A 14,352-nucleotide genomic window follows, 5' to 3' on the forward strand; every position below is an offset into this window, starting at 1 on the left:
ATAAAAAAGCCGCCTTATATCAAAAGGCGGCAAGCAGGGGAGGTGAGATAAACACTCACTATTATTATGTTGTGGAGATAAAAACAATATTAAGCCGTTTACTGGGCGATAGTTGGGAAAGTTCGGTAACGAACGCCCATCATCTGCTCCATACAATGTACAACTTGGCCGCTATAGCCAAATTCATTGTCATACCAAATGTAGAGTACGCAACGGTTATCTTGAGCGATCGTCGCTGCGCCATCAACCACGCCAGCATGGCGAGAGCCAACCAAATCACTGGAGACAATTTCTGTTGAGTCGGTGTAATCAATTTGCGCTGAAAGTGGCGAGTTAAGCGCCATTTCACGTAGATATGCGTTGAGATCTTGCTTATTCACTGCATTGGCTAAGTTGAGGTTAGCTACGGCCATCGACACGTTTGGCGTGGGGACTCGAATTGCATTACCGGTTAACTTACCAGCGAGTTCAGGTAACGCTTTGGCAACTGCCTTGGCAGCACCCGTTGAGGTTAACACCATGTTGAGCGATGCGCTGCGGCCACGTCGTTCACCTGAATGGAAATTGTCGATAAGGTTTTGGTCATTGGTAAAAGAGTGCACCGTTTCGATATGGCCAGAAAGTACGCCATATTGATCATGAATCGCTTTCAGTACTGGTGTGATGGCGTTGGTGGTGCAACTGGCGGCTGAGATAATGGTGTCTTCGGGCTGAATATCAGCGTGGTTTACGCCGAACACGATATTTTTAATCTCACCTTTGCCGGGTGCTGTCAGCAGCACCTTACTTGCCCCTTGACAGTTCAAGTGTTGACTAAGCCCTTCGCTATCACGCCAAACACCAGTATTGTCGACCACTAACGCGTTATGAATACCATAGTGTGAATAATCAACCTCTTGTGGCTTATTGGCGTAGATGATTTGGATATAATTGCCGTTGGCAATAATGGCCTTGCGAGCCTCATCGATGATGATGCTGCCGTTAAACTGGCCATGAACTGAGTCACGGCGTAGCAAGCTTGCCCGTTTTTCTAAATCTCCTGCTTTACCCCCACGAACGACAATCGCTCGCAAGCGCAGTGGATAGCCCGGGCCACTTTTTTCTATCAAAAGACGAGTCAGCAAGCGACCAATACGACCAAAACCGTACAGCACCACATCCTTAGGCTCACTGAGTGTTTCACCATTCAACGCACCATTAAGCGCCGTTAGCAGGTAATCCTCAAGGCCATGTTCATCACCATGTTGTTGCCAAAATTGATGAGCAAGTTGGCCAATGTCGATACGACATGGCGACAGAGCAAGCGTGGTCAACTTTTGTAAAATCGACATCGTTTGCTGGGTTGAAAGCGCCTCGCCCGTGTAGCGACGGACAACGCGATGTGCTTTGATGATATCAATGGTGGTGGCGTTGATGAGTGTTTTTCCAAATAAAACCACTTCAACACCTTGTTGGCGATAAAGCTGACCGATAAGGGGAGACATAGATTCAGCAATCGTTTGGCTGGCTTGCCAGTCTGAGAGATGTTTCTCTGGGCTCATATTGACTTGGGACCTTTCACGTTATGTTAAGCAGTAATGTTCACAGTGTAGGGCTGGTGAACGCGTATCTTGCACGGTCATCTGTGCTGAGATACAAGTCGATGTTTATTGTTGTTTTTATGTGGCCGGATTGTAAATGTGGAATGGTTATTCTGCTAGCAAAAATAATGACGACATTTTTTACTGAAAACTAGGTAAAAATCAGCGTATTGAGTGGTTTTTGGCGGTGGTTAGAGATATTGACAAATTCTAAAGTCGCGACTTATTTTGTGATGATAATGGTCTGCTTCAAATATTTGATGTGGAATGGTTTTTCTTTTTCATAAAAATGAGATTAGATTCAAATTGTTATCTTACAATGTGGTGAGTTTTCGGTTAATTCACCATCACGCTTATTGGATGAATCGTGACACGCAATGCTTTCGTTACTGCGCTGGTTTTATCTTAATAAGAGCGCAGACGCATAAAATAACGTCTACTATTTAACCATTGGCTAGGATGTATTACTTCCAAGGATGATAACAATGGTAATACTTACCCACTTCTCAATTAAGGCACGCTTGTTCTTACTCTGCCTCATACCAACACTGGTTATTCTGGCTGTGGCATGGCGTCTATTCCTCCCATTTGAAAGCCGTTTAGACACATACCATGTGTTGAACCAAAAGATTGGAGCAATCAATCAGGTCACCACCAGTTCAGCCCTTTTTTATACCTTGCTCAGTGCGCAGCTGCGCAGCGAAAATAGCGAGGACTCTCGGCCGCAGCTCAAGCAGGAGCTAGCTGAATCGCTGGATAAAATTGTGCTGGATACAGGTTCTACAAATAGTCATTTTGGGAGTAAAAGTAACCGTACATTGATAGAAAACCGTGTGCTTGACCTTCACCATTTGTTGGATGAGTTGCCGTCGGCCTCACAAAGCGAGACCCTAGAATTAGGCCGCCAAGTATTTAATCTTTTGTATGAAGTGATGGCCGATCTGCAAAAAACCAACAGTTTTCTTGCGCCTGTTGATATCCATACCTTGGATCTGGTGTATAGCGACCTGCATTGGTTTGCATTTTGGGTGCAAAAAGAGGCGTGGTTAATCAAAGAATTAACCATGGATAAAGGGGTATTTCAATCTCGACAAACAGAATACTTTCAAGCTGTTGAGCGCCAGCAACAATACTTCGAACGTATCATTGATAACGGCGCTCAACTCGAACAACTGGTGCAGTTGTTTACGCAACCTGAATTTCGCCAAGCTGCTTTGATTCGCGAAAAAATCGTTAGTAATGAAGCCGATCCTCAAGCATTAGCTTCTTATGTCAAAAATGTGGAAGAGCGTTACTTGGCGATAGATAAACTGGTGCAAAGTGTCAACCAACACTTATCGGCTCAACTGAATGTGCGTCTCCAGCAAGAAAAAATGAGTATGTTAAGTATATCGGCATCGCTGTTGGCCGTGTTGGCGCTGCTGTTTGTGCTAGGAGCAAGTACCTCATCTCGCATCTCGTCAAAGCTCAAGCGGATCATCAATACCATGAGTCGATTGCGTGAAAAGCAGAACGGCATTGAACAGATCCCGATTGATGGCAAAGATGAGTTTTCCCGTTTTACGATCAATCTCAACCATATTATTGAGAAACAGCAACAGTACGAGAGTGCTTTGGTGGAAACAAAGGAAGCGGCAATTGCCGCTAATCGAGCCAAAAGCGCGTTCTTAGCCAATATGTCGCATGAGATCCGAACGCCTCTTAATGGAATCATCGGTATGACTGAAATATTGTCACGCAGCGAGTTTACGGGGAATGAGCGTGAAATCCTGGCCGATATTGATACCTCTTCGCAAGCGTTGCTGATCTTGATTAACGATATTCTCGATTTATCTAAAATTGAATCAGGCAACTTGGAGCTTGCTCCACATCGCTTTGAACTCGCTGAATTGGTATACGACACGGTGAACTTGGTGAACGCGAAAGCGTTGAGCCAGCATATCGAGCTTAATATTTATCTCGACCCTACATTACCTCGTTTTATCATCGCGGATGAATATCGTCTGAAGCAGGTCTTGATGAATTTGTTGTCCAATGCGGTGAAATTTACCAAAGATGGTTATGTCAACACGGGTTTAACCTTAGAAACGGGCGATATAACCTCGATACGTTTTGCTGTATCCGATACGGGAAGTGGCATCGATAAAGAGATGTTGAATACGATTTTTGATCCATTTATTCAAGAAGATAGCAGTATTACCCGTCGTTTTGGCGGGACTGGGCTAGGGTTGGCTATCTGCCGTCAATTAGTCGATCTGATGCAGGGTGACATTCATGTACAGTCCACTAAAGGCTTAGGTAGCTGCTTTGAATTTGTCGTTCCCATTAAGGTTGCCGAAGATCAGCCGCAAGTTGAGCCTCTTGCCACGCAGGCGTTGTTAATTACCAATATGTCTAACTACTCATCCGCTATTCGGCGTGAATGCGTTCAATGGGGGATTCAACTCAATGAAGCACGTGATGTTGAACAAGCAGTCAAGAGTGGGCTTAGCGCCGTATGTATTTTATATTGCCAAAGCTTAAGCCACAGCATGCAATCGGATCTCATTGCGCTGCGTGAGCATTTTTCAAGTGCAAAAATAGTGGTTCTGCAGCATCACTTGTTCGTCAACAAAGACGCAATTCATCTTGCGCAGGCAAGTATCACGTTGCCTTTTTTAGGGGCGCGTTTTGAACGTGCCCTCAAAGCATTAGTGGCCGATACAGAAACGCTTTTAACGCCAGTCGAGGAGAGTCAGTTAGACTACTTAGAGTGCAATCATAAGCGTATTTTGATCGTTGAAGACAATTTGATGAACCAAAAAATCGCCAGCTTCTTCCTTGAAAAAGCAGGGATTGGTTATGTGGTGGCCAACAACGGGCAAGAAGCGGTAGATGCCATCACCCAAGGGGGACATTTTGCTGCGGTGTTAATGGACTGCATGATGCCAGTGATGGATGGCTTAACCGCGACTAAGAAAATCCGCGAATGGGAAAAAGAGCAAGGCGTTGAAAAATTACCCATTATCGCCTTAACCGCCAGCGTTTTGGAGGAGGATATTAAAAGCTGCTTTGACGCGGGCATGGATGCGTATTTGCCCAAACCTTATAAATCCAAGCAACTTTTTGATATTTTTAGCGATCTGCAAGTGGCGAACTCTTGAGAAGATAGCCTAATCGCTATTTTTATCGATTTTCGAAATTTAAATTAATTGACCTTACCCCTAGGGAAAGCTTTAGTCTGTGGGAGTTTTCAGTCAGATAGTGATATTGGATATGCAACTTTCGCTGCATACAATTTGGGTTTCCATGTTGGTGATGATGACGCTGCTTGCTTCAAGCTTAGTGTCTAGTGCACCTTTAATGGCGATCACAATGTCACCGACTTCGGCTGTATCCCATTCAGTGACTGACGATGCAAACCCGCCGCAACACTGCTCAAATATGAACGCTGCGCACCATGATTCTGATGCAAGTGACATGACTTCATCAGCGATGAGTAACGATTGCATCGATCACAGCGACCAAGGTGTTGATTCCTGTTGCAGCGTCATGTGCATGACCACGTTAGCTTTCTTTATCACTGAACACCAACCCTTCACACCTCACGCGGTTTTATTGTTGATCAATGCAGAAGCAACGCGTGGCATTGTGATGGTCGCCCGCTCACTTTACCGTCCCCCTATCGTTTAATTTCCCTTTCATTACGCCTATGGCGTGTTTGTGCGGCCTTTAACTAGGTTCGTGACTCTCTGTTGCATCTCAACCTTTTGCGATGCATGAAAGATGGAATTTTATTGTGAACTTTAAACTCTCTGTGATCGCTTGGTCGATCAGTATAGTGGGCGTTTTGTCATTCCCCTTGATGGTGAATGCAGCCCCACAAGCCGCGATGGCTCAGCCAGATTCGCATGCAAAACAATTAGCTCAGCTGATTGACGCTGCATTATCGAATGATGCCGTCCGCAAGCAATATTTTGCTCAGTCTCAAGCAATACAAGAAACTGGAATGGCCAGCTCAACCCTGATGGATCCTAAGATCAAAGTTGGCTTTGGTGGTTTGCCCACTGATAGTTTTAAGTTTGATGAAGATCCTATGACTAACATTTCTGTGGGCTTAATGCAGCAGTTTGAACGGGGTTCAAGCTTGGCATTACAAGCGAAAAAAGCAAAGCAACAAGCCACTGGCGTTGCGCTTCAGGTTAATTTACGTGAGTTGGAAGTGGCAAACAGCATGACTCAATTATGGTTAGAGTTAGGCTACCAACAACGCGCTGAACGTATTGTGCGGGCAAACCAAACCTTAATGCGTGAGCTGGTTGGTTTTATTGAAACGAACTATTCATTAGGTAAAAGCGAAGCGCAAGATCTGCTGCAAGCGCAGTTACAAGTTTCCAAGTTGGATGAAAAATTACAAGCCAATCAACAAATGCAGCAACGCATTGTGTCGCAATTATCCGAATGGTTAGGTAGCGCTTGGTTGGTTGAACAGCCTATGTTAGCCGCTGAAGAGTCAGTGAACTGGTCCCGTTTAGATGCGCAATTGGTTACGGTTAACGACAGCACCACTCACTACGCTTTGTTGGTCACGCACCCGATGGTCGGCATGGCCGAAGCGGCAATTCACACCAACCAAACGCAAGTCGAAATAGCACAAGCGGCCTATCAACCTCAGTTTGGTGTGGAAGTGATGTACGCCTATCGTCAGGCAAGCAGCATGCAAGGCGGACCCGCAGCCGATATGGTCAGTGCTTATCTCACCATGGATATCCCGCTGTTTACGGGGAGCCGCCAAGATAGAAACCACGCTGCGGCGCAATATCAAGTGGGCGCGGCTAAATCACAGCGCGATGTTCTATTGGCGCAGATGAACGCCAAAGTGAATGCCTTATTGGTTGATAAAATGAACCTCGAACAGCGTTTATCGCGCTATCAAACCACCTTATTAACGCAAGCGAAAGCCCGCACTCAAGCAGTTGAGAGAGGCTATGAAAACAATACCTCCCAGTTTAATGATGTCGTCAGTGCCGCCAGCGATGAACTAGCGCTGCAATTAGAGCAAGTACGCCTAATGACCGATTTAAACCTAACCAAAAGTAACCTCGCTTATCTATTAAATGGGTTCGATTTTCAAGCTATTGCCCCTTCACTTGCCTCTTTAGAAACACTTACGCCTGTAGAAAAGTAGGAGAACTCAATGAAATCATTAAACATAGCCGTATTTTCCTTAGCGATAGGTGGATTACTGGGGTTTAGTATCAATCAATACCTGTCTGGTCATGATATGGAGACAATGAACTCAACCAATGCGATGTCTGAACCGCTGTATTGGGTTGCGCCGATGGACCCAAACTATAAACGTGATAAACCGGGTAAGTCGCCGATGGGGATGGATCTCATCCCTGTGTACACCGAATCGCCGACGCAAGCACAAGAGAAGAGTGGCACGGTGACCATCAGTGCTGCGGTCGAAAATAACTTGGGTGTGAAAACGGAACCCGTGGTGTTTGCGCAGTTATCTCCACGTATTGAGACAGTGGGCTACATTGCATTTGATGACAGTTTATTGTGGCAAACGAACGTTCGCGTTGCTGGTTGGGTTGAAAAACTGAACATTAATGCGGTTGGAGAGCAGGTTCGTAAAGGCGATGTCTTATTTACGCTCTACTCTCCGGAATTGGTTAAAGCGCAAGAGGAGCTGTTAAATGCTCATCGAGCCAGCCGTGAAAGTTTACTGAAAGGCGCAACCGAGCGTTTGGTTTCACTAGGGGTTGATCGTGCACAGATCAGACAGATTATCGCTCGAGGCAAAGCCACTCAATCGATAGAGGTCAAAGCCATTGCTGATGGGGTGATTGCGAGTTTGAATATTCGCGAAGGGGGTTACTTATCGCCAGCGCAAGCAGTGATAAGCGCAGGCTCTTTAAACGAAGTGTGGGTTGATGCTGAGGTATTCGAGCGCCAAGCACATTGGATTACGTCGGGTAGTTTAGCGTCAATGACACTGGATGCTATTCCCGGCAAGGAGTGGCAAGGGAAGATAGATTACGTCTATCCCATTTTGGATCCGAAAACCCGAACGCTGCGTATGCGTTTGAAATTTCTCAATCCGAAGGGGGAGTTGAAGCCTAACATGTTCGCCAATATCGCTTTGCAGCCCGTATCGCAACAAGCGGTGCTCACCATTCCTAAATCAGCAGTCATTCATTCGGGCGGCATGACGCGCGTCGTACTTGCTAAAGGAAATGGCAAATACCGTTCAGCAAGGGTTGAAGTTGGCCGCGAAGCAGGCGAGCGCCTTGAAGTTTTACAAGGGTTAACGGAGCAAGACACGGTCGTCACGTCGGCGCATTTCCTATTAGATTCAGAGTCGAGCCAAAGCGCTGATTTATCACGTATTAATGGGGTGGAAGCTGCCAATGAAGCTTGGCTTACGGGAGACATCAGTACGCTTATGGCTGATTTCGGGATGCTCACACTTAACTATAAACCGGTAAGCAAATGGGGTTGGCAAGCAGGTCAGATCAATTTCACGGTCGACGAGGCGTTGGATCTCAGCTTATTTGCTGAAGGGCAAAGGGTTCGATTTCTAGTGGCAAAACAGGGTGACGAATATGTACTAAAAGCACTGGAAGCGAGTGAGCAGGCAAATAGTGAGACGAACATTACCGCCGCAGAAACGTTAGGAGGTCAACAATGATTGGTGCGATTATTCGTTGGTCGATCAATAACCGTTTTTTGGTGTTGGTGGCGGCTCTGTTTCTCACTTTGGGCGGACTTTACAGTGTAAAGAACACGCCTGTTGATGCTTTACCGGATCTCTCAGATGTGCAAGTGATCATCAAAACCAGCTATCCCGGCCAAGCTCCGCAGGTAGTGGAAGATCAGGTCACTTACCCGCTCACAACGGCGATGCTTGCCGTTCCGGGGGCAGAAACGGTCCGTGGCTATTCATTCTTCGGTGATTCCTACGTCTACATCATCTTTGATGATAAAACCGATATGTATTGGGCTCGCTCGCGGGTATTGGAATATCTAAGCCAAGTGACGCCAAAACTGCCACCCAATGCCAAACCAACCTTGGGGCCGGATGCGACGGGGGTTGGCTGGATCTACAGTTATGTACTGCAAGATAAAACCGGCCAACACGATCTTGCGCAGCTACGCAGTTTGCAAGATTGGTTTTTGAAGTACGAGCTGCAAACGGTGAATGGTGTCTCCGAAGTGGCTACCGTTGGCGGCATGGTTAAGCAGTATCAAGTGCAAATTGATCCGGCAAAGCTACGCGCTTATAACCTGACTTTACAACAAATCAATGCGGCGATCCAAAATGGTAACCAAGAGTCGGGAGCGTCAGTGATTGAGGTTGCGGAAGCCGAACACATGGTACGCACCAGTGGCTATCTGACCAGTATTGATGACATTAAAGCGCTACCACTGAAAGTGACCGACAAAGGAACGCCATTATTGTTAGGTGATGTGGCGGATATTAACCTTGGCCCACAAATGCGTCGTGGTATTTCTGAGTTTAACGGTGAAGGAGAAGCGGTTGGAGGCGTGATCGTGATGCGTTTTGGTGAAAATGCTAGCCAAGTGATTGATGACGTCAAAGCGAAATTGACTGATCTCCAACGCAGCTTACCGGGAGGTGTCGAAATTGTTGCCACTTATGATCGTTCAACCTTGATCAATCAAGCCGTTGAAAACCTTTGGCATAAGCTAGCAGAAGAGTTCATTGTCGTTGCGGTCGTGTGTGCGCTGTTTTTATTCCATATCCGCTCATCATTAGTGATTGCTTTGAGTTTGCCCGTGGGCATTCTATCGGCGTTTATTGTGATGCACTGGCAAGGTATCAATGCCAACATCATGTCACTTGGGGGGATCGCCATTGCTATCGGTGCTATGGTCGACGGGGCGATTGTGATGATCGAAAATGTGCATAAACATATTGAACGCACCCCACTGACCGACAAAAATCGCTGGCAGGTGATTGGCAAAGCCGCTGAAGAAGTCGGTGCGCCACTATTTTTCTCACTACTTATCATTACGTTAAGTTTTGTGCCCGTCTTCGCACTCGAAGGCCAAGAAGGCAAGATGTTCTCGCCATTGGCGTTTACTAAAACCTATGCCATGGCCGCCGCCGCAGGTTTAGCGATCACGCTCGTCCCTGTTCTTATGGGCTATTTTGTGCGTGGCAATATTATTTCCGAGCACAAAAATCCTATCAATAAAGGGCTTGTGGCACTTTATCGTCCACTACTCAACCTGAGTTTGCGTTATCCCAAAAGCATGATTGTATTGGCTTTGGCATTAATGGCTTCCGCTTATTACCCAATGAGCAAATTAGGCAGTGAGTTTATTCCGCCATTAGATGAAGGCGATCTCATGTACATGCCGACAACCTATCCGGGGATCTCGATTGGTAAGGCGCGTGAGCTATTGCAGCAAACCAATAAACTCATCAAAACCGTACCAGAGGTCAAAACCGTGTGGGGCAAAATGGGGCGTGCAGAAACCGCAACTGATCCCGCGCCCTTAACCATGATTGAAACGGTGATTCAACTTAAACCTCGCGATCAATGGCGTGAAGGCGTAACCACAGAATCGCTACGTAAGGAATTTGACAGCTTAGTGCAATTTCCGGGGTTAACCAACGCGTGGGTGATGCCAATCAAAACACGCATCGATATGTTAGCTACAGGGATCAAAACGCCGATTGGTATCAAGATAGCGGGTCCCGATCTCAAACAGATTGAAACCATCGGTGCGCAGCTTGAACCTATCCTTAACCGCGTTCAAGGCACGGCATCGGTTTATGCTGAACGTGTGGCTGGTGGCCGTTATGTAACGATAGACATCAATCGGTTACAAGCGGCGCGCTATGGGCTAAGCATTAAAGATGTGCAACAAGTAGTTTCAACCGCAGTGGGGGGCATGAATGTAGGGGAAACCATTGAGGGGTTAGAGCGTTATCCGATCAATGTACGTTACCCGCAAGATTACCGTGATTCGGTAGTGAAGCTGCAAAACTTACCTTTGGTGACTCAAAACGGTGCACGTTTGGCCTTGGCCGATGTGGCTGATATTCGCTACGAAGACGGCCCGCCGATGATCAAAACCGAAAACGCACGGCCAAACGGCTGGGTCTTTGTCGATATTGATGGACGCGATCTCGGTTCATATGTGGCAGAGGCGCAACAAGCGGTAGCGGAGCAATTACAGCTGCCAGCGGGATATTCTCTCGTGTGGTCTGGTCAATATGAATACATGGAGCGAGCAAAAGCACGCTTGAGTGTCGTCGCACCGATCACGATCGCAATCATCATGTTGCTACTCTATTTCAGTTTCCGTCGAATCGGAGAAGTGTTGATCATTATGGCGACATTGCCGCTGGCGATGGTGGGTGGCGTGTGGTTGATGCACTACCTTGGCTACAACTTTTCAATCGCCGTGGGGGTGGGGTTTATTGCACTTTCAGGTGTTGCGGTAGAAATTGGCGTGATCATGCTGGTTTATTTAAACCAAGCTTGGCACTACAAAAAAATTGATGCACAGGAAAATGGTGCGGCCATTGACAGCCAAGATCTCATCAATGCCATTGGCGAAGGAGCAGGACAGCGCGTGCGCCCAGTCATGATGACGGTACTGACAGTTATTATTGGCCTGATCCCGATTATGTATGGCACGGGAACCGGTTCGGAGGTAATGCAGCGCATTGCCGCCCCCATGATTGGAGGCATGGCTTCAGCACTATTACTAACCTTATTGGTACTACCCGCGGTATTCAAACTATGGAAAAACCGTGAAATCGCAACACTCAAATAGCGTGCAGTTGGCAAAGTATAAACTAAGCACCAATCGGAAAATAAATAGTAACTGAATCAATTTAAGGAAAATCAAAATGAAAAAAACACTAATTACACTTTCACTGGCGTTGTTCACCTCTTCTGTCATGGCTGAAATGGACCATAGCAAAATGGACCATGGCAGTATGGCGATGAAGCAAACAGACACGATGAACATGGCGATGGATGACATGTCAGAAGTCGGCATGCCTGCTAAAGGAGCAAAACCCGATAAAGTGGTGCATGTTTTACTCTCGGATGACATGAAAATAACCTTCAAAAAGGAGGTGAATATTGAACCTGATGATGTGGTGCAATTTGTCGTTATGAACACAGGTAAAATTGAGCACGAATTTTCGATTGGTTCAGCCGAGGAGCAGCTAAAACACCGAGAAATGATGCGCCAAATGGGCAATCATAAACATGATGGTGGCAGTGCCGTCACCGTGGCACCGGGTAAAGCGAAACAACTGTTATGGCACTTCCATGGTGATAATAATGTTGAGTTCGCCTGCAATATACCCGGCCATGCTGAAGCTGGGATGATTAAGGAAATTCAGCTTCAGTAAAAGTTGTCACGCTAACTCGTTAAAAGAAAAAACCGCCCTTCCAATTTGGCAGGGCGGTTTTTTTGACCATTGATTAATTATTTCAAATCACTAAGCGGTAGCCAGTTTACTTTAACACCCGCTTGTAAAAACATATCTTGGCTGACTTTGATCTTATCACCCCAACGGGATAAGAAGTCTTCTGTTTGCTCTGGGCAGTGTACTGCGGAAATCCCAGTTTGAATGATTTTTGCTGCACAGTTTGGGCAAGGAAAATGTGTCACATAAATTTCGCAACCATCCAAATCACGCTTGGCGAATAGGATGGCATTTTCCTCAGCATGCAGTGTTTTGAGGTATTTCATATCACGATCATCGGTGCCTGCACTGTCTGAAATACCATGCGGGTAACCGTTAAATCCAACCGAAACGATGCGATTTTGCTTAGTGATCACTGCGCCGACTTGCGTGGAGGGATCTTTACTCCAAGAGCCAACAAGTTCTGCCATTTGGTAAAAGCGCTGTGCCCATTTCGAAATCATGTGTTGTTCCTCTGACGATTTTCTTGCATTTCCTCAGTAGCGAGGGAGATATGTGATTAAGATCGACATTAATATCCTAGTTTTCTCACACTTAGTCTAGAGCAATTCTCATTTCTAAACAGAATTCAGCCGTGCCAATCAGTATTAGAGTGAGAGCTCTATCTCATTTCGTGCGGGGATCTTAGCTGCGGCGATAGGCAATTATAGGATTAAGTTTGTGAGAGATCTCTTACACGTATCGTGAGACTTTAACGTTTCGCTATGCAATAAAAAGAGATTGAATTTCTGTAATTATTTGAATTTAAATGATAATTTTCATTCGGTGTCTTTCTTGTAGAGAAAAAACAACAGGTGGGGGATTGCTGAAAAAAGTGAAATCCGTAATCTGAAGTTGTCAGCAGGAAGCGGACACGGAACAGGAAAGACCCAAGGATAGGTCATCTTCAGGACGAAGATTCGATAATTCAGGAAGAATGATCGGCAAGGATAGCGAAGGACATTAGCTGGATGCTGAATAACTAGGATGGTTATCAAGGAAAGTTAATGGACGGTGCAAAGGAAAAGTGCACAAATCTGTCGGGACGACGGAGTTAAGGACACCGCTAGGAAGGCGATGAAAGGGAATGTGCTGAGGGAATCAGCAGACTATCAAGGAATTGATGCAGGGAGCACTTATCAGTAGCTGGATTGCTGCGAGTAAGAACTGGAACCCCACTAAGCGAGAGCTTAGTGGGGTTTTCTTTATTTTGGTTACCTGAAAATAATGGCCACCTGAAAATAATAAGTGGTGAGGTTAACATTGCTTCCTGCGGAGTAACTCCAGATAATAGGTGAAAATAATGAAAGGATATGATGATGATTCGCTTAGCCGTTATTGGAACCAACTGGATTACTGACCAATTTATCGAAGGGGCATTAAAAACGGGGGAATTTCAGCTAGTAGCGGTTTATTCCCGTTCGCTGGACAGGGCGAAACAATTTGCCGAAAAATACGATGCTCCTGCTTTGTTTACTGACCTTAAGAGCCTAGGTGAGAGTGACAATGTGGATGCCGTGTACATCGCCAGCCCGAATGTACTGCATGGTCCACAGTCGATTCAAATGATGCAAGCGGGCAAACATGTTATCTGTGAGAAGCCGCTGGCTTCTGATTTCTCATTAGCACAGCAGATGTATCAAGTTGCCAAACAGCATGGCGTAGTATTATTTGAGGCTTTTATAACCCCACATTTGCCCAATTTTTCCGTTCTCAAACAAGAGCTATCGCAGATTGGCGCTATCCGTAAAGCGGTGCTCAGCTACTGCCAGTATTCCTCTCGTTACCCTAAATATCTCAAAGGTGAGATGCCCAATACCTTTTTGCCCGAGTTCTCTAATGGTTCGATCATGGATATTGGTTATTACTGTTTGGGCTCAGCCATTGAACTGTTTGGTGAGCCTAAATCGGTACAAGCCCAAGCGCATTTACTGGAGACGGGGGTTGATGGTAACGGCAGTGTGATCTTAGGATATGACGGTTTTGATGTGCTATTAATGCATTCAAAAACCAGTGACTCCTATTTGCCGAGCGAAATTCAAGGTGAAGAGGCCGCACTGCACGTTGAGATGATTTCTACCTGCAACCGCATTACGAGAATTAACCGTAGTGGTCAAACCCAAGATCTGAGTATTGAGCAACACGCCAACCGCATGTTTTACGAAGCACAAAAATTTTCAGATCAGATACAGAACAAGACAATAGATGAGCAATGCAAATTACGCTCACTCACCGTTTCCAAATTATTGACAGAAATACGTCGCCAAACGGGCGTGATTTTTCCAACCGATAACCTGTAGTTTCATCGCACAGAGAAGAGAG

Annotated in this window: 9 protein-coding genes; 7 read left to right on the plus strand and 2 right to left on the minus strand. The window is 46.0% G+C overall.

Features of this window, described 5'->3' with window-relative positions; all coding sequences use genetic code 11:
• Positions 1–98: 98 nt before the first annotated feature.
• Positions 99–1,541 (minus strand): glyceraldehyde-3-phosphate dehydrogenase, encoded by a 1,443-nt coding sequence (locus EXZ60_RS01255; RefSeq protein ID WP_277435141.1) that lies wholly within the window; start codon positions 1,539–1,541, stop codon positions 99–101.
• Positions 1,542–2,056: 515 nt separating this feature from the next.
• Here EXZ60_RS01255 and EXZ60_RS01260 point away from each other — a divergent pair.
• The 6 genes from EXZ60_RS01260 to EXZ60_RS01285 all read left to right on the plus strand — a co-directional run bounded on the left by EXZ60_RS01260 (position 2,057) and on the right by EXZ60_RS01285 (position 11,973).
• Complete coding sequence (locus EXZ60_RS01260; protein ID WP_346780459.1) at positions 2,057–4,723, plus strand: ATP-binding protein; 2,667 nt, start codon at positions 2,057–2,059, stop codon at positions 4,721–4,723.
• Positions 4,724–4,835: 112 nt separating this feature from the next.
• On the plus strand, positions 4,836–5,252 hold the full coding sequence (locus tag EXZ60_RS01265) for a hypothetical protein (RefSeq protein ID WP_094125608.1): 417 nt from the start codon (positions 4,836–4,838) through the stop codon (positions 5,250–5,252).
• An 82-nt stretch (positions 5,253–5,334) separates the two neighbouring features.
• Entirely contained in the window at positions 5,335–6,747 is a 1,413-nt protein-coding gene (locus EXZ60_RS01270) for a TolC family protein (protein WP_277435143.1), read from the plus strand.
• 9 nt (positions 6,748–6,756) lie between these two features.
• The gene (locus EXZ60_RS01275; RefSeq protein ID WP_277435144.1) at positions 6,757–8,259 is read left to right on the plus strand and encodes an efflux RND transporter periplasmic adaptor subunit; all 1,503 of its coding nucleotides are present in this window, start codon (positions 6,757–6,759) and stop codon (positions 8,257–8,259) included.
• Entirely contained in the window at positions 8,256–11,384 is a 3,129-nt protein-coding gene (locus EXZ60_RS01280; protein WP_277435145.1) for an efflux RND transporter permease subunit, read from the plus strand. Before EXZ60_RS01275 ends, EXZ60_RS01280 begins: the two co-directional genes overlap by 4 nt.
• 76 nt (positions 11,385–11,460) lie before the next feature.
• Positions 11,461–11,973 (plus strand): cupredoxin family protein, encoded by a 513-nt coding sequence (locus EXZ60_RS01285; protein ID WP_346780460.1) that lies wholly within the window; start codon positions 11,461–11,463, stop codon positions 11,971–11,973.
• A gap of 77 nt (positions 11,974–12,050) precedes the next feature.
• Here the strand turns inward: EXZ60_RS01285 and EXZ60_RS01290 are convergent, their stop codons facing one another.
• On the minus strand, positions 12,051–12,494 hold the full coding sequence (locus tag EXZ60_RS01290) for a cytidine/deoxycytidylate deaminase family protein (protein ID WP_010319355.1): 444 nt from the start codon (positions 12,492–12,494) through the stop codon (positions 12,051–12,053).
• Positions 12,495–13,343: 849 nt separating this feature from the next.
• Here EXZ60_RS01290 and EXZ60_RS01295 point away from each other — a divergent pair.
• Entirely contained in the window at positions 13,344–14,330 is a 987-nt protein-coding gene (locus EXZ60_RS01295) for a Gfo/Idh/MocA family oxidoreductase (RefSeq protein WP_017043149.1), read from the plus strand.
• The last annotated feature ends 22 nt before the right edge of the window (positions 14,331–14,352 follow it).

It is taken from the genome of Vibrio sp. 1151_11 (assembly GCF_029478525.1).
Lineage (GTDB): Bacteria > Pseudomonadota > Gammaproteobacteria > Enterobacterales > Vibrionaceae > Vibrio > Vibrio anguillarum.